We start from the raw sequence: 15,495 nt of genomic DNA, 5'->3' as shown, positions 1-15,495 counted from the left end.
TACCGTTACTGGGGCTCAAAGGGTAACCTGGCCGCGTCTGTTATGGCAGTACTCATTGGAATATACTTAATCTCCCTTGGGGGCACAGCTTCTTGCCAGAAGTAGACTTTTGGCTCCAGAAGCGTACGGGGCCATTATTCTGACCTTTGCTCTCCGGGTGGTGGGACTACCATTTACGCCCTCACAAAACGGAAGAAAAGGAAGCGGCCATTTAAGCCCCGAACTTCTCGCTCCTGTTCATGAGATCCATCATTATGTGCACGATGTCGTGACCCTTTATCCTGCCGAGGCCGCCGCGCATGCACTCGCGCTCGCCGAAGCTCTCAGTGTAATCCGCCCTGACGCCTCCCCCTGCGATGAGAACCGGAACGGGGTCGCCGCTGTGGTTCATGACCTCGCAGGGCGTGCTGTGGTCGCCGGTTATGGCTATAACAACGTCCTCCAGGTTGATGTTGTCGACTATGTAGCCTATCATCCTGTCGGCCTTCTCTATCATCTCGGCCTTGAGTCTCGGATTGTTGTCGTGGCCGGCAGCGTCAGTCGGCTTGAAGTGCAGGAACACGAAGTCGTACTCCTTGAGGAGCTCCACAACCTTCCTCGCCTTTGCCATCTCGTCGGTGTTGTACTCCCCGGTGGCTCCCTCGGGCGTGTAGACGTCGAAGCCTATCGCCCTGGCGACGCCCTTGACGAGCGAGACTGCTATGACCGCCCCTGCCTTGACCTTCCACTGCTCCGTGAACTTCATCGGTATGCCGGGGTAGGTTCCGGCGCCGCGGATGAGGAGGTAGTTGGCAACGGGCTTGCCCTCTCTCTTCCTCTTCTCGTTCACCGGGTGCTTCTCAAGAACCTCGTGGGCCTGCTTCACGAACTCCTCAAGGATTTCGGCGACCTTCCTGCTCTCCTCATCTTCCCACTCAAACCTGTGCGGCGGCTTCCCGGCCTCGTGCGGGTCGTTCTCGCCGACCTTATAACCGGCGGCCATGCCCTTGAGGACTAAGACAGCCCTGTGCCCCGTGGCTCCGGCAAAGATGAACTCGACCGGAATCTTGACGTTCTCCTGGATGGCCTTCGCCAGCTCGTGGGCTTCTTCCGTGCTTATCCTGCCGGCGCGCCTGTCGGTTATGATTCCGTTCTCTATGGTCGCGAAGTTGACGCGGAAAGCCAAGTCGTCCTCGCTCAGGTCGAGGCCAACACCCATTGCCTCAAGGTAGCCCCTCCCGCGGTAGACCTTGTATGGGTCGTAGCCGAATATGCTGAGATGAGCTGTGTCGCTGCCCGCTGGCTGGCCCGGCTTTATCGGGTCCTGCTGGCCAAGGATTCCCATCTTGGCGAGCCTGTCCATGTTCGGGGTGTTAGCGTACTCGAGTGGGGTCTTACCGCCGAACTCCTCTATGGGCCTGTCGCCGAGGCCGTCAAGGATTATCAGAAGTCCCTTCCTCTGCTTCATATCTACCACCTGGGGTGAGTAGTGTGCTGGAGTTAAAAGTTTTGTTGGACGGTTTTGGATGTTTGTCCATTCAAAAAAACTTTTTAACCCTCTCCCGCTTCCCAAACTGGAGGTGAGAGCTTGAAGACCCTGTGGGCCCCGTGGAGAATCGAGTACATACGCTCACCGAAGCACGACGGCTGCATATTCTGCGACTTCCCGAAGGAGAACAGGGATAGGGAAAGGCTCATCCTCTACCGTGGGAAGCACGCTTTTGTCATCATGAACAACTACCCCTACAATCCCGGCCATGTCATGATTGCACCGTACAGGCACGTCGGAAAGTGGGAAGACCTCACCGACGAGGAACTCCTTGAGATCATGAAGCTCTCCCAGCTCATGATAAAGGCCCTCAAGAGGACGATGAACCCCCACGGCTTCAACATGGGCGTGAACCTCGGCAGGGTCGCCGGCGCTGGAATAGACGACCACGTTCACCTTCACATAGTCCCGCGCTGGAACGGGGACACGAACTTCATGCCGGTTATAGCGGACACCAAGGTCATCCCAGAATCGCTGGAGGAAGCTTACGACGAGCTGAAAAGGGCGATAGATGAGATCGCAAAAGAAGAAGGATTTAAGGTTTCTAAGGCCTAGATTTCCCGTATCTTTATCTTAAACTCCTTTTCCAGTGGGAGGTTCTCGAAAAGCTCCCTGCTGAGTTCTAGGATAAGCACATCCGCCTCGATGGTGCTCATTCTGCCGCTCGAGTCCCTGACGTCGAGTCTGACGAGTTTTCCGTCTTTGACAGTCGCTGAAAGTGTGGTTCCGTCATCGGCCAAGCCTTCAACCACGAAGTCCTTTCCCCTCAGTTCCCATGCTATGCGTTTTATGAGGGCTGGAGCAGTTTCAGGCGATATGTGCTCGACAACTCCCTCATTACTGTTCAGCCTGGCGACGGGACATCTGGCCTGCGCGTCGCAGAAGTCCTTTATGGCCTCCGCTATTCCTCTGGCGAAGTTCTCAAGAGGTTTGCCCATTAAGAGTTCCCCAAAACCAGACCAGCTGGCGGTGACCCGAAGAAGGTTCCCCCGCATCTCGAACGTAACGGTCAGCACGCCCTTTTCCCCTGTAAATGTATAGACTGCACCGTCGCTCCTGAAGCCCACAGCGAGCTTGAACTCATAGCCGAAGTCAAACACAAACCTGGGAACCCTGAACCTTACGATGTCCCCATCTATGCTCTCAAAATACGGGAAGAACGGAAGGGTTTTTTCGGGCTCGCTGAGAACTACCTGGAGGCCCTCCCATGAATGGGGCAGTTCAACCTCATAGCTTCTGATTTTCATGATTACTCACCGATTATTTCTGCAGAGAGGTTATGTAAAAGTTATGTAAAAAGGTTTCTTAAACCGTTGGTTTGGAACCAGTAAGAGATTTCCACTTCTCCCTTGTCCTTTTCCAGCATCCCTGCGGCATCAGTTCCCCCTCGGGGCAGTAGCCGAGCTGAACGCACCTCGGCCCGAGCTTGGCCCACCTGATTATCGGCCTCAGCTCTTCGTTCTTGGCGATCTCTTCCAGCATCTTCCAAGCGACTTCCCTTATCTCCCACTGGGCCCGCTCGCAGGCCCTCAGGCCGAAGAAGTGCTTGAGCTCGCGGAGGTTCATTGTTACAACTATCTTTGTCCTTACGGCCTGTGGGAGGATGAAGCGAGCGTCCTCCTGGTGGACTCCTTTGGTGTAGCTTTCCTCGTAGAGTTCAATCGCCTCCTTCATGAGGCGCTTCCATTTCTCGTAGAGCTCAGGCCTTGCCTTCACGCCCTCCGGAATCATGAAGGTCTCTTCAACGTTATTTGGGTTCAATTTTATATAACGTTGTGACTGTTGGGTATAACTTGCAAGTCTATGTCTTACAAGTTGATGCGAACAAACGCGAGAACATCCCTCAATCGCAAAGGTGAGCGTCGCGTGCTCCAGAATAGACTCGTGGCCATAACCTAAAACCCTTGGGAGGTGCATCTCAACATCCTTCTCACCCATCCTCTCAAAAGCTTCCGTTTCCCATCCGTCCCAGTAGCTTATAAGGGCTGCCCATGTGACAGTTTCTAAGGGTTTTTTTGTATAATTGACAAGCGTGACCCTTATTCCATCCACCACGGTCGCCACCGGTGGAAAAACGACAGCACGTTTATTAGATTTGTCCGTCGTGAGCTGTCAAAAATCCCAGTTGGTCCTGGAAAGGGTGGTGGATATACGGATGTTTTCACATATAGCCGACGTTTTGAGTGCAGCGTTGCGCGGGGGCCTGCGCCGTATCCATTACGTTTGAAAAGCCCACGTACATCAATGCTCAAAAGATTTCAGTTAATGATGGCTTTATCCGACGAAAGGGTTATTAAATTCGCTCCCCAGCTTTAGGCGGTGATGCACATGGTGGTAAGCCTAGCTGGAAGGGATGTTCTCTGCCTTCAGGACTTTACTAGGGAGGAGATTGAGACCATTCTCAAGACGGCCGAGATGATGAAGATCTGGAACAAGATAGGAAAGCCGCACCGCGTCCTTGAGGGGAAGACGCTCGCCATGATATTCCAAAAGCCGTCCACGAGGACGAGGATTTCCTTCGAAGTTGGCATCTACCAGCTCGGCGGTTACGGCCTCTACCTCAACGCGAACGACCTTCAGCTCAGGCGCGGCGAGACGATAGCCGACACCGCCCGCGTCCTTAGCAGGTATGTGGACGGAATAATGGCCCGTGTTTTCGACCACCAGGACGTTGTTGATCTCGCCAAGTACGCCGACGTTCCGGTCATCAACGGTCTGAGCGACTTCTCGCACCCGTGCCAGGCCCTCGCCGACTACCAGACCATACTCGAGAAGAAGGGCAGGATTGCTGGCCTCAAGATAGTCTACGTCGGCGACGGAAACAACGTTGCCCACTCCCTCATGATAGCCGGAACCAAGCTCGGTGCCGACGTCGTTGTCGCGACTCCGGAGGGCTACGAGCCGGACGAGAGGGTCATCAAGTGGGCGGAGCAGAACGCGGCCGAGAGCGGTGGCTCATTTGAGCTCCTGCACGACCCGGTCAAGGCCGTCAAGGACGCCGACGTCATCTACACCGATGTCTGGGCTAGCATGGGGCAGGAGGCCGAGGCCGAGGAGAGGAGGAAGATATTCCAGCCGTTCCAGGTCAACAAGGACCTCGTCAAGCACGCAAAGCCAGACTACATCTTCATGCACTGCCTCCCGGCCCACAGGGGCGAGGAAGTTACGGACGACGTTGTGGACAGCCCGAACAGCGTCGTCTTCGACGAGGCCGAGAACAGGCTCCACGCCCAGAAGGCCGTTATGGCTCTGGTTATGGGTGGAATTAAGGTCTGATCCCCTTTCTCCTCTCTTTTGTTCCTCCGTTGGGAGTTTGACAACTTTGAGTTCATTTTATGAAAACCCCTTTCACAAAAGTGCCAATTTATGAAAGTGGATTTTTCATAGATTGCGTGTTTTGTGAAAATGCACTTTCACAACGAAGAACCTTTTAAACCCCACCTCCAACCTTCAACCATGCTGGAAAAGCTCTTCAGCCTCGGCTACTCCAAGACCTTCGCGGAGCGGTACTACCAGCTCTGGGGAGAGAGGGCGTTAGCAATAGTCGAGGCTATGGAAAAGCCCCTCCCGAGGTGCTTCCGCGTAAACACGCTCAGGATAGAGGTTCCAAAGCTCACGAAGCTTCTCAACAAGAAGGGCTTCCAGTTCAAGCGCGTCCCCTGGGCGAGGGAGGGGTTCTGCCTTACGCGGGAGCCCTTCTCGATAACCTCAACGCCGGAATACCTCTCGGGACTGCTCTACATACAGGAAGCGAGCTCGATGTATCCGCCAGTTGCACTCGAGCCGAAGCCGGGAGAAGTTGTCGCCGACATGGCTGCTGCCCCCGGCGGGAAGACCTCATACATGGCCCAGCTCATGGAGAACGAGGGGATAATTTATGCTTTCGATGTCGGCGAGGAGCGCTTGAAGGAAACGAGGCTGAACCTCTCAAGGCTGGGAGTTACGAACACCGTCCTCGTCCACAAATCGTCGCTCTACATAGACGAGCTCGGCGTTGAGTTCGACAGAATCCTTCTCGATGCCCCCTGCACTGGTTCGGGGACGATACACAAGAACCCCGAGAGGAAGGCCAACCGTACAATGGATGATGTCAAGTTCTGCCAGGGTCTGCAGATGAAGCTGCTTGAGAAGGGCCTGAGCGTGCTCAGGAAGGGTGGAATCCTCGTTTACTCAACCTGCTCCCTCGAGCCGGAGGAGAACGAGTTTGTAATCCAGTGGGTTCTTGACAACTTCAATGTCGAGCTTCTGCCTTTGAGATACGGCGAGCCGGCTTTAACCAAGCCCTTCGGAATAGAGCTGAACGAAGAGATAAAAAAGGCGAGGCGCTTTTATCCCGACAGACACAGGACGAGCGGCTTTTTTGTGGCCAAAATAAGGAAGATGTAGGTCAGTCTTCTGATTCAGTCGCGAGCTTCTCGTCGAGTTCCTTCAGCCTCTCCAATACGTCCCCGCTGAGGTTTTTCTCCAGCTCATCCCTGGCGGCTTTAGCCAGCTCGAACTTGGAATCGTACTTTCCCAGGGAAGTCCAGCTTATCTTCTTGCCCTCGACGAAAACATCAATGTCGCAGAGCCTCTTGTAACCAACGTACTCGATGCCCTTGAGCAGGAACTTAACGCGCTCGGGCTTCTCCCAGGTCAAAAGCTTGAGCTTGTAAACCGGGACGCGCATGAAGGGCCTTGGATAGTCCCAGTCCCACCCTTCTCCCACTACAAAGCCGATGTCGAGGTCTTCAATAACCATCATTAGCCTCTCGATGTTCTCCTCGTAGCGCTTTTCCGTGTCGTAGATTTTGATGGTCAGCTCGTTCCAGTCGGGCATCAGCTTCAGAAGAAGAACCGGGATGTCAATGCTCAGCTCCCTGTAAACCTGGAGAAAGTTCCTTCTTATGAGAACCGCCCCCTCTATCTCATCGGGCCCTATGGGAGAGTTGAGTTTCCTTGTCGTAATGGCTATTATTGTATCCCCCGCCTCTCCCTCATCGAGGGCCCGCCTTATGTCCATGACGTCCCCGGAGTACTTTTCGGCTATTAACCCCAGGGCCTCTCCGACTTTCTGGGGGACCCGGAGAAATATCAGCGTGCTCTCCACATAAACCTTCTCGATTGGGAGGTTCCTGTTTATGATCTCGCTCAGGACGAGCGGGGCGTGAGATTTTATCAGGAAACCCCTCTCTGGGGGGAGGGTTTCCTTCTGCCACTCGTCCGTGACAAAAACCACTGTCTCAAACTCACTGCTGCTCCGTATCGCCTCCTCTGTATTGACCTCATCAACTCCAAAAATGTCCCTCAGGGCGGCCTTAACTTCACCGGCGTGCGCCGTCCTTAGGAACACTATAGACGGCCCAAACCGGATAATCCTCACTACAGACCCCTCCACATCTTGTAGCCCCTGTCAAGATCTGTCCCGCCAGGATATTTGACACGATAAGTTCTTCTGCTGGGTAGGAGGACGAAGTTAACGCCCAGAACTCCGTTCAGCCCATTTTCGATCAGCTTGAAGTTGTGGCCGTAGAGCTTGAAATCGGCGTCCTTACCTATCACGTCCTTCCAAGTGTGGCCAAGGGCGAACCTGACACCTTCAATCTCGACGATCGTACCGGGCTCGAAGACGGTATCACCGAAGAACTCCCTGACGAGTTCTGGATCGTCCTCGTTACCTGGGACAATATACAGTCTCGCGTCAGAGCCCCTGAGTACCCCCGCAAGCTTTCTGAGCGACCCCTTGTATAGGGGCCTGAGTTCCGGCCTGCGCTCCAGCTTTACGTTGTCGGCCAAGTCGCCGGTGTGAATGATGTAGTCAGGCCGGGTCTTCTCGATAAGGGCTTTTATAAAGCGGTAGGCACTCTCAGGGGTGTCGCTTAGGTGCATTACCTTCTTCTCCCCGGTCGAGGACAGCAGCTCAAGGACTTTCTTACGGAATACGGGAAGTTTTAGGGGCATTGTCTCCACTAGGGACAGGACTTATATATACCTTCTCCAATGTCAGTTTGGGTGTTGGCATGAAGGTTCTCGTTCTAGGAGCTGGAAACGTTGGGAGGGCTGTGGCCTGGGATTTGAGGGACGAGTTCGATGTCCACGTGGGTGATGTCAGCGATGAGAGGCTGAAGGCCGTTTCTGGCTTTGCTACCCCGATAAAGGTTGACGCCTCGGACTTTGATGAACTTGTAGATACCATGAGGGGCTTTGAGCTGGTCGTCGGGGCTTTGCCTGGGAGGTTTGGCTACCGTTCAGTAAAGGCGGCGATAAAGGCTGGAGTGGACATGGTTGACGTCTCCTTCATGCCGGAGAATCCGCTTGAGCTCCGCGATGAGGCTGAAAAGGCCCAGGTGACGGTTATATTCGACGCTGGCTTTGCTCCGGGGCTGAGCCACATGCTCATGGGCAGGATATGGGGAGATATAGACGAGCTGAGGGAGGGCTACATCTATGTTGGGGGCCTCCCGAAGGAGCCGAGGCCGCCCCTTTATTACAGAATTACATGGTCACCTAAAGATTTAATTGAAGAGTACACTAGGCCGGCGCGCGTGATAAGGGATGGCAAAATCATAGCGGTCGACCCCTTCGAGGAGGTAAAGAGGGTAACGGTTGGCGACTTCGAGTTTGATGCATTTATCAGCGACGGTCTGAGGAGCCTCCTGGAAAGTGTGAGGGCAGAGAGACTTGAAGAATGGACGCTCCGCTGGCCGGGGCACCTAGAAAAAATGAAGGTGTTGAGGGAGCTCGGCTTCTTCAAACCCGAGCACGTGGAGGGGACGCTGGAGGTCATAACACCGCTGATGACCTATGAGAGTCCGGACTTCTCCATAATGCAGGTCCTGGGGAGGGGCACCCTCAATGGAGAGCCGAAGGAGATTGGCTACCTGCTCTACGACGAAGAGAGGGAAGGACTCACGTCCATGGCACGGGTCACGGGGTTCACAGCGGCGGCGGTGGCCAGGCTCGTGGCGGAGCACGGGTGCATTTTCGGCGTTATCCCTCCTGAGATACTCGGGATGAGGATAGACACCTTCACGCGCATAACTGAGGAGCTTGGGGACAGAGGAATAAAGATTGAGAGGTGGGAGAATGCTCCACCTGGTGATAGCTGAGGCCGAGCTTGAGCTGGTTCCGAAGACGATAAGGGATCATCCGGCGGTGGTGAACTACGCGAAGAGGAGGGGTAAGCGGCCGGAAGAGGTTATCCTGGACGCCACGTACCACCATTCAGCCCTGAAAAAGCTCGAAGACGGCGAGAGGCGCGGGAGGCCGGATATAGTCCACGTCTGCCTGCTCAATGCCCTGGAGAGCATAGCCAACAAGGAGGGCCTGCTGAGGGTCTACGTGCACACGAGGAACGACGAGGTGATATACATAAAGCCGGAAACCCGGATTCCAAGGAACTACAACCGCTTCGTCGGGCTTATGGAAAGCCTCTTTAAGAACCGCGTTGTTCCCGAGAACCTTGAACTTCTCCGGATGGAGGGGAAGGATCTCAGTGGGCTCATAGAGGAGATAGGCCCGGATGAGGTCTTCGTCATGCATGAGAACGGGGATCTGGTGACGCCCAGGGATTTCGGAAAAATTCTCTCCGGGCTTGAAAACCCACTGGTGGTTGTGGGGGGCTTTCCCCACGGGGACTTTAGAAGCGAAATTCCCGGCAAGAAAATAAGTCTTTACAAGGCCCCGTTGATGGCATGGACAGTTGTGAACGAAACAATAACCAGCTTTGAACACTGGATTCTCTGAAAAGGCCCGGGAAGCGACATAATGTTTTTATATTGGACCGCTTTAATTTTCCCTTAAGTGCTCCGGCCGTTGGCCGTGGACATCTCCGCGGGGGTGTGAATCAATGAGAAAAATAAGCTTCCTGATGGCATTTTTGATAACGGGTTACGTCCTCGGGATATGGAACTTCCTTGTCCTGCCAAAGTACTACATCACCTTTGGGCTCAAAGGCTTTCTGATATCGTTGATCCCCATGCTGATGGTTCTGTTCCTCGTCTACAGTGAGGCGGAGAGCACCAAGCGCACCAGGTACCTGATATACGAGCTGTTTTTCAAGGTGTCAAGGACTCCAAGCCTGATATTCGTTCTCCTGATGTTCCTTTTCATAATGCTGGGGATAACGACGTACTACTCCTCCTACAGCCTCATCTACGTATTTGGGGTGGGTTCCAGGTACGTCCTGCCGATAGCGGTTGGAACGGTGGTTCTGTCGGTGCTCCTCCTCATGATGGCAAAGGGCAGGACGCTTGAGGTCATTTCAGTTCTCTCGGTGCTCTTTGTTCTGTTTGCCATAGTCTCCGCGGTGCTCATCCGGAACCAGGCCCTCAATACCGTTACGGCCCCGCAGGCGGTTCAGTACATGGAGAGTGCTGTCTCGTCAATAACATCCCTCAACCAGCCCCTGTCCCTCAAAGGGGTTCTCTACATGCTCATATCCGTACTCATTTCATTCGGCTTAGGGACGGGCGTCTACTATGTCGTGGGTAGCTTTACCCCGGAGGAGCTGGATCTGAAAAAGGTCCTGGCCGCTGTGTTTGTGCTCCAGATAATCCTGAGCTTTGCTGCGGCGTTTACGGTCGCTTACTCCCTTGGTGCAGCGTACCAGGGGTTTGGAAAGGCGTTCAGGAACCCCAGCATCCCTGCTGAAGAGTCAATGCGTCTCTTTATGGGGTTCCAGGATCTCAAGGAGTACACAACAAACGGCGAAAAGAGCCCCATAGACTCCATTGAGGTCTTTTACTCAATACCCTACGTCCTAAGGGGCAACATCGTCAGCGCAGGGAGGCTGATATCCCTCCTGATGCTGTCCCTGTACTTCGCAGGTCTGACGACTATAATAATCCTGATCGAGATGGGCAGCCAGGTGTTATCGGAGGTCATGAGGTTTGACAGGGGCAGGAGCCTCGGCCTCGTTGCCCTCTTTGGGGTCGTTCTATCTGCGGCCATGATGGTCGGCGACATCAGAACGATGTTCTTGGTCGTTCCTTTCAGTGTTGGGACTCTGGTGGCCGCCGTGGAGGCATACCCGCTGCTTTCGGAGGATCTGTCCTTGAACAGGGAGATACTTGTGGTAGTAATCGCCATTCTGGCCCTCGTTGGCCTGGTGGCCCTGTACTATGCCCTTAGGGCACCGGCGGTCTCCGTAAAAATTGGTGCACTGCTCGGTCTGGTGCTCTTCGTCCCGGCGTTCATGAACAGCATGCTGCTCAGGACCCGACGTTAGGAATACTTTTTTTCAAAAATTTTTTAAAGACCCTTCCCAATCGGTCTTAGAACGCTTATGGGAGGTCTGAAAAATGGGAGACAAGACCAAGGTTCAGGTTAGCAAGCTCAAGCCGGGAAGGTACATCCTCATCGACGGTGAACCCTGCAGGATCGGCAACATAACCGTTTCCTCACCTGGAAAGCACGGCTCCGCCAAGGCCAGGATTGAGGCCGTTGGAATCTTCGACGGCAAGGTCAGGAGCATCGTCAAGCCCACCAGCGCCGAGGTTGACGTTCCGATCATTGACAAGAGAACCGCCCAGATCATCGCCATGACTCCGGACACCGTCCAGATTATGGACATGGAGACCTACGAGCTCTACGATGTTCCGATCGAGGGCGGCGTCGCCGACGAGATCAAGGATCAGCTCAAGGAAGGAATAAACGTCGAGTACTGGGAGACCCTCGGCAGGATCAAGATAATGAAGCTCAAGGGCGAGTGAGCTCTTCTCTCCCCTTTCTCTCCGCTTCTGAATCCTTTTAAGGTGTGCATTCTAACCCTAAAGGAGGTGAGGGTATGGATTTCCTCCACACCTACGAGACCATTAAGCTGGAATTTCCTCTCGTGGAGCCCGAAAAGGCCAGGTTCGTCATCCTTGGAGTTCCCTTCGATGGGACGACCAGTTTCAAGCCCGGGGCAAGGTTCGGACCGACCCTGATAAGGCACGCGACGCTGAACCTGGAAAGCTACATCCTTGACTACGATATAGACATCGCGGAGCTCCCGATAGCTGACATAGGCGACGTTGCAGTTGTCGCCGGTGACCCGAGGAAGACCACGGACAGGGTGCGGGAGACCCTTGAGGATCTCAAAGGGATAAACCCAAAGGCCATCCCAATCCTCCTCGGCGGCGAGCACTCCCAGACCCTCGGTGCGGTCGAGGCTCTGAAGCCTAGAAGTTACATCGTCTTCGACGCCCATCTGGACCTGAGGGACAGCTACGAGGGAAACCCATACAACCACGCCTGCGTCGCGAGGAGGATCCACGAACTCGGCATGAATGTAGCCATGTTCGGGATAAGGAGCGGGACGAAGGAGGAAGTGGAGTACGCTGAGAGCCACGGGATTCCATGGGTTCATGCAAGAGACTACGACTTTGACGCCTTTGTGGAGCTGGTGGAGCCCCTCCCGGAGCCGGTTTACCTCTCCATTGACGTGGACGCCTTTGACCTCTCGCTCGTCCCATCAACCGGAACCCCCGAGGCGGGTGGACTGGGCTTCTGGGACGTTATCGAGGCCGTTGAGTGGCTCGTGGAGAACAAGAAGGTAGCCGGCTTCGATATTATGGAGGTGGCCGGGACGGAGCTTGGAGATCCTACTGCGCTGACCGCGGCCAAGCTCCTGTTCTATCTGATCGGGGCCGTATGGAAGGGATAACGTGGGACATTCTAACGCGCCCCTTTTCGTTTTTTCCTGGATCTCCTCAGCTCTTTCTCTATGCTGGAGGCCTCTATCAGCCTTTCCCTGAGGAGGGGCACCCAGAGTGTTTCAATGATGACTGTAACTAGGACGGTGATTATCGTGGTGCTGAGTATAACCTCGCCCCATTGGGCCAGCTGTCCGTTGCCGTACGTCAGTCCCAGAGTCAGGGGCAGGCTCGCGAGGGCAGCCGGAACGACACCCCTCGGCCCTTCAAGGGATATGAACAGGTACTCCCTGATGGAGTGCCATCTGAGTATGGGGAGTGCCGCCAGCGGCCTGGCCAGGAATATCAAAGCTAGGGCAACTGCAACTCCAGGAGCGAGGTGGGACGTTATCAGCTCGGGGTCGAGGCTGGCACCGAGGAGGGTGAATATGAATATGGTGGCCATCGTCGCAAGGCTCTCGTTGAAGTGAACCTCCCTTTCTATTGCGCGCATGACTCTCCTCACGACCTCCGGCTCGTCCCTGAAGAAAACCTTGTGGTTCCCGAGCACAATGCCCGTTAACGTTGCGACAAGGTAGCCCGACGCCTGGGCGAGCTCCCCCAGGAGAAAGCCCCCAAAGGCGAGGGTGAGGGAGAATATCACGACCTCGGGAAAGCCTTCGATCTCCGCGTGTTTAAGGAGGTGGTACCCGATTACACCGAGGCTGACCCCGATAAGGACTGAGACGCCCATCTGGTATGCAAAGAACAGCAGGGCCGCGGGGTAAAGGCCGACGTAGTGGGCCAGGCTCTCAAGGAACCTTGCACTCGATGCCTCCGGCGTGAGGAGTGCGATGGCAACCGACGTCAGGACAATGCCCAGGGGGTCGTTGAATATGGACTCCGTCACTATGATAGTCTCTATGTCCTCGCGGACGCGGTACTGTCTGAACAGGGGTATCAGGGTCGCGGGATCCGTTGCGGCGACTATCGAGCCAAAGAGGAACCCGACAATAAATGGCACCCCGAAGACCCTTGAGAAAACGAAGGCTATGATGAGGGCGGTCAGCAGGAGCCCGATTGTGTCCAGGGTAAGTATCGTCCCCGAGTTTTTCTTGAGCATTTTCCAGCTGAGCGTGTGCCCCTCCGTGAACAGTATCATGACGAGGCCGAAAACACGTATGTAGCTGAACAGTTCGTGGGCGAGTGTCCTGTTGAGGATCCCCAGAACCGGCCCCACGAAGATCCCGAGGAGGATGAACAGGGGGACGTATGAAACGTTAAACCTCCTGCTCACGAGCAGGGACAGCAGGCCTATCGCCAGAACCAGGAATATCACGTACGCCAGAAGATCAACGCTTGGTATCAGAACGTTTGATGCACCGGTTGCTGCCATCTCAGGCCCTCCCTTAGTCTTTCAGTCGTTCATATTTGTATTAAAGCATTCCCGTCCGCGGTGAATCTTTGTTATCTCTATTGGTACAATGTTCTAAACGTTTCTCCGGTGCTCCATGGCCCTCACAAAGCCTTAAATAAGACTTTTTCATCCTTCAGAATTGGTGGTGAGAGATGGAAGTCGAGGCGGCCCTCGAGAGCTTTCACTCCCTCAGGCTGGCTGACATCATGCCAAGGTTTGAGAACATGCCTGTGGTCACTGCGGACTCTGACCTGATGAGTGTCCTCAAGATACTCCGTACGAGACATCACGTTTGGGTCGTTGAGAGCAGGGAAGAGCCGAGGTTGCTGGGTCTGATAAGGTATTTTGACGTCATAGATGTGCTGCTTCCGCCAGAGGCCCACCGCTTCAAGCTCGGAATGACCGGCAAGACCATGAAGTCCATCCTGGGGGGCGCCACGAGGGCTGCGGACATAGCAGAAAAGCACGTGCTGACGATAGAGGAGGACGCTACAGTCCTCGACGCGCTCATGAAGATGCGCAAGTACCGGATTCAGGTTCTTGCGGTCGTCAGTGAGGGGAAGCTGGTGGGGGAAGTGAGCCTGCGCATACTGATAGACGAACTCCTCAGGCTCCTCAGGGTGGGTGGTGCCCAATGGAAACAGTGACGTGGCTGCTGTTCGCCCTTGGCATCTCTCTCATCCTTGCCAAGATAGGGGACAGTCTGGTGGAGCGCTACGAGCTTCCGGGAGTTCTCGGAGAGCTCCTGATGGGCATGCTTCTGGGAAACTTGGTCTACTTTGGTATCGTTGCCCCCAAGTACCTCCCCATAGTTTCGGGAGATGGGTTTACCACGGATCTGACTGTCGTTTCCAACTTCTTGGCCAAACTGGGCATAATATTTCTGCTCTTTCTGGGGGCCCTCGATGCGGACCTTGAGCAGCTGAAGAAAACGGGTCTAACGGCCACTGTGTCCACTCTCCTTGGTGTGTTCGTTCCCCTCGTCATCGGATGGTTCGCACTCGTTGAGATGGGATACCCCAGCAGGGAGGCCTTCGCGGGAGGTGTGCTGCTCACTGCGACGAGCATCGGGATAACAGTCCGCGTCATGATGGATCTGGGCGTACTGAAGAGTGAAGTCGGTGCCGCTTCGCTGAGCGCGAGCGTTATGGACGACTTTCTCGGCATAGCCCTCGTCATCTTCGCCGTGGGCAGCGGGAGCCTCGTGGAGCTGAGCGCAAAAATAGTCGCGTTCTTTATAATAACTGGCGTCGTGTGGTGGTACCTGGTTGATTACTACATAAGATTCGCCGAGAGGCTCCACGTTGAAAAAGGTATACTCGGGGTTGTCCTAGGGATGATGTTCCTCTTCGCCGCCCTGGCCGAGGGCTGGTTCGCCGCGGCCATAGAGGGCGCGTTCATGATGGGTCTTGTCCTCTCCAGGGTTCCTGAAGGAAAGCGTCTCATGGACGACGTTCGTGCCATCGGCTACGGCCTGCTCATACCTTTCTTCTTCGTCCACACGGGTGCAATGCTCAATTTGACTGTCTTCGAGAACGCCAAGGCCCTTGTGCTTGCGGCGGTGCTCACAGCGGTTGCCGTCTTCGGAAAGGTCTTTGGAAGAGGGGTCGGGGCATGGCTGACCGCATGGGGTCGCGGCAGGGACTTTCTCTTTACCAGGGAGAACTTCTGGATGTCGCTCCAGATGGGCATTGGCTCGGTTCCAAGGACTGAAGTGGCCCTCGTTGACCTAATGGTCGCCATACACGGAGGGGCCATAAGCCAGAAACACGCACCGGAGTTCATAGCGGCCACGTTGATATTCATAACGGTCTCGGTTTTGATAACGCCGCCGCTCCTTAAGTGGGCATTCAGAAGGGAGATAGAGGTGGCCACCACGACAAAGGCCGCCCGGAAGGTGGAGAGGATACAGACAACGAAGAGAAAGATAAAGGAGCTAAAGAGCCAGGTGTGAG

The 15,495-nt window shown here is 54.9% G+C and carries 16 protein-coding genes; 10 read left to right on the top strand and 6 right to left on the bottom strand.

The features are described 5' to 3' along the window. Positions 1-211: 211 nt before the first annotated feature. On the bottom strand, positions 212-1,447 hold the full coding sequence (locus E3E36_RS10065) for a 2,3-bisphosphoglycerate-independent phosphoglycerate mutase (protein ID WP_167895407.1): 1,236 nt from the start codon (positions 1,445-1,447) through the stop codon (positions 212-214). 120 nt (positions 1,448-1,567) lie between these two features. Here E3E36_RS10065 and E3E36_RS10060 point away from each other — a divergent pair, with 120 nt between their 5' ends. Further along, complete coding sequence (locus tag E3E36_RS10060) at positions 1,568-2,083, top strand: HIT domain-containing protein (RefSeq protein WP_167895247.1); 516 nt, start codon at positions 1,568-1,570, stop codon at positions 2,081-2,083. Here the strand turns inward: E3E36_RS10060 and E3E36_RS10055 are convergent. Together E3E36_RS10055 and thyX are read right to left on the bottom strand one after the other, a co-directional pair. After that, positions 2,080-2,775, bottom strand: a complete 696-nt coding sequence (locus tag E3E36_RS10055; RefSeq protein WP_167895246.1) for a hypothetical protein — start codon at positions 2,773-2,775, stop codon at positions 2,080-2,082. The genes E3E36_RS10060 and E3E36_RS10055 overlap by 4 nt on opposite strands. A 58-nt stretch (positions 2,776-2,833) precedes the next feature. Beyond that, on the bottom strand, positions 2,834-3,583 hold the full coding sequence (thyX, locus tag E3E36_RS10050; protein WP_167895406.1) for an FAD-dependent thymidylate synthase: 750 nt from the start codon (positions 3,581-3,583) through the stop codon (positions 2,834-2,836). 273 nt (positions 3,584-3,856) lie between these two features. On the opposite strand from thyX, the gene argF reads away from it, so the two are divergent. Both argF and E3E36_RS10040 read left to right on the top strand, forming a co-directional pair. Beyond that, positions 3,857-4,804, top strand: coding sequence for an ornithine carbamoyltransferase (gene argF / locus E3E36_RS10045; protein WP_167895405.1), 948 nt, complete (start codon positions 3,857-3,859; stop codon positions 4,802-4,804). Positions 4,805-4,984: 180 nt separating this feature from the next. Then, on the top strand, positions 4,985-5,914 hold the full coding sequence (locus tag E3E36_RS10040; RefSeq protein ID WP_167895245.1) for an RsmB/NOP family class I SAM-dependent RNA methyltransferase: 930 nt from the start codon (positions 4,985-4,987) through the stop codon (positions 5,912-5,914). 1 nt (position 5,915) lies between these two features. Here the strand turns inward: E3E36_RS10040 and E3E36_RS10035 are convergent, their stop codons facing one another. Together E3E36_RS10035 and E3E36_RS10030 are read right to left on the bottom strand one after the other, a co-directional pair. Then, the gene (locus tag E3E36_RS10035; protein ID WP_167895244.1) at positions 5,916-6,890 is read right to left on the bottom strand and encodes a hypothetical protein; all 975 of its coding nucleotides are present in this window, start codon (positions 6,888-6,890) and stop codon (positions 5,916-5,918) included. Further along, positions 6,890-7,468 carry a metallophosphoesterase gene (locus E3E36_RS10030; protein ID WP_167895243.1) on the bottom strand — a complete coding sequence of 193 codons (579 nt, stop codon included), beginning with the start codon at positions 7,466-7,468 and terminating at the stop codon, positions 6,890-6,892. Before E3E36_RS10030 ends, E3E36_RS10035 begins: the two co-directional genes overlap by 1 nt. A 59-nt stretch (positions 7,469-7,527) precedes the next feature. Between E3E36_RS10030 and E3E36_RS10025 the strand changes: the two genes are divergently transcribed. The 5 genes from E3E36_RS10025 to speB all read left to right on the top strand — a co-directional run bounded on the left by E3E36_RS10025 (position 7,528) and on the right by speB (position 12,155). Then, positions 7,528-8,616: a saccharopine dehydrogenase family protein gene (locus tag E3E36_RS10025; RefSeq protein WP_167895242.1), complete on the top strand. Its 1,089-nt coding sequence runs from the start codon at positions 7,528-7,530 to the stop codon at positions 8,614-8,616. Continuing rightward, the gene (locus tag E3E36_RS10020) at positions 8,594-9,253 is read left to right on the top strand and encodes a 16S rRNA methyltransferase (RefSeq protein WP_167895241.1); all 660 of its coding nucleotides are present in this window, start codon (positions 8,594-8,596) and stop codon (positions 9,251-9,253) included. The genes E3E36_RS10025 and E3E36_RS10020 overlap by 23 nt, the downstream gene beginning before the upstream one ends. Positions 9,254-9,356: 103 nt before the next feature. Continuing rightward, a complete protein-coding gene (locus E3E36_RS10015; RefSeq protein ID WP_167895240.1) occupies positions 9,357-10,736 on the top strand; it encodes a sodium-dependent transporter in 1,380 nt (459 codons plus the stop codon). Positions 10,737-10,809: 73 nt separating this feature from the next. Continuing rightward, on the top strand, positions 10,810-11,220 hold the full coding sequence (locus E3E36_RS10010) for a translation initiation factor IF-5A (protein ID WP_088180153.1): 411 nt from the start codon (positions 10,810-10,812) through the stop codon (positions 11,218-11,220). A 74-nt stretch (positions 11,221-11,294) separates the two neighbouring features. After that, positions 11,295-12,155, top strand: coding sequence for an agmatinase (gene speB, locus E3E36_RS10005; protein WP_167895239.1), 861 nt, complete (start codon positions 11,295-11,297; stop codon positions 12,153-12,155). 11 nt (positions 12,156-12,166) lie between these two features. Here speB and E3E36_RS10000 read toward each other — a convergent pair whose 3' ends face one another. Beyond that, positions 12,167-13,519: a sodium:proton antiporter gene (locus E3E36_RS10000; RefSeq protein ID WP_167895238.1), complete on the bottom strand. Its 1,353-nt coding sequence runs from the start codon at positions 13,517-13,519 to the stop codon at positions 12,167-12,169. A gap of 173 nt (positions 13,520-13,692) precedes the next feature. On the opposite strand from E3E36_RS10000, the gene E3E36_RS09995 reads away from it, so the two are divergent. Then, positions 13,693-14,187 carry an HPP family protein gene (locus E3E36_RS09995; protein ID WP_167895237.1) on the top strand — a complete coding sequence of 165 codons (495 nt, stop codon included), beginning with the start codon at positions 13,693-13,695 and terminating at the stop codon, positions 14,185-14,187. Next, positions 14,175-15,494 (top strand): cation:proton antiporter, encoded by a 1,320-nt coding sequence (locus E3E36_RS09990; RefSeq protein WP_167895236.1) that lies wholly within the window; start codon positions 14,175-14,177, stop codon positions 15,492-15,494. The genes E3E36_RS09995 and E3E36_RS09990 overlap by 13 nt, the downstream gene beginning before the upstream one ends. Position 15,495: the final 1 nt, after the last annotated feature.

The sequence above is a fragment of the Thermococcus sp. M36 genome (genome assembly GCF_012027355.1).
Taxonomy (GTDB): Archaea; Methanobacteriota_B; Thermococci; order Thermococcales; family Thermococcaceae; genus Thermococcus.
Note: the sequence above shows the minus strand (reverse complement) of the source record. Positions and strands in the feature narration are given on the sequence as shown.

Bases quoted from the DNA above. Each gene is read 5' to 3' on its own strand.
- E3E36_RS10065 (WP_167895407.1), bottom strand. From the start codon at position 1,447: ATGAAGCAGAGGAAGGGACTTCTGATAATCCTTGACGGCCTCGGCGAC.
- E3E36_RS10055 (WP_167895246.1), bottom strand. From the start codon at position 2,775: ATGAAAATCAGAAGCTATGAGGTTGAACTGCCCCATTCATGGGAGGGC.
- argF (WP_167895405.1), top strand. From the start codon at position 3,857: ATGGTGGTAAGCCTAGCTGGAAGGGATGTTCTCTGCCTTCAGGACTTT.
- E3E36_RS10040 (WP_167895245.1), top strand. From the start codon at position 4,985: ATGCTGGAAAAGCTCTTCAGCCTCGGCTACTCCAAGACCTTCGCGGAG.
- E3E36_RS10030 (WP_167895243.1), bottom strand. From the start codon at position 7,468: ATGCCCCTAAAACTTCCCGTATTCCGTAAGAAAGTCCTTGAGCTGCTG.
- E3E36_RS10025 (WP_167895242.1), top strand. From the start codon at position 7,528: ATGAAGGTTCTCGTTCTAGGAGCTGGAAACGTTGGGAGGGCTGTGGCC.
- E3E36_RS10020 (WP_167895241.1), top strand. From the start codon at position 8,594: ATGCTCCACCTGGTGATAGCTGAGGCCGAGCTTGAGCTGGTTCCGAAG.
- E3E36_RS10015 (WP_167895240.1), top strand. From the start codon at position 9,357: ATGAGAAAAATAAGCTTCCTGATGGCATTTTTGATAACGGGTTACGTC.
- E3E36_RS10010 (WP_088180153.1), top strand. From the start codon at position 10,810: ATGGGAGACAAGACCAAGGTTCAGGTTAGCAAGCTCAAGCCGGGAAGG.
- speB (WP_167895239.1), top strand. From the start codon at position 11,295: ATGGATTTCCTCCACACCTACGAGACCATTAAGCTGGAATTTCCTCTC.
- E3E36_RS10000 (WP_167895238.1), bottom strand. From the start codon at position 13,519: ATGGCAGCAACCGGTGCATCAAACGTTCTGATACCAAGCGTTGATCTT.
- E3E36_RS09995 (WP_167895237.1), top strand. From the start codon at position 13,693: ATGGAAGTCGAGGCGGCCCTCGAGAGCTTTCACTCCCTCAGGCTGGCT.
- E3E36_RS09990 (WP_167895236.1), top strand. From the start codon at position 14,175: ATGGAAACAGTGACGTGGCTGCTGTTCGCCCTTGGCATCTCTCTCATC.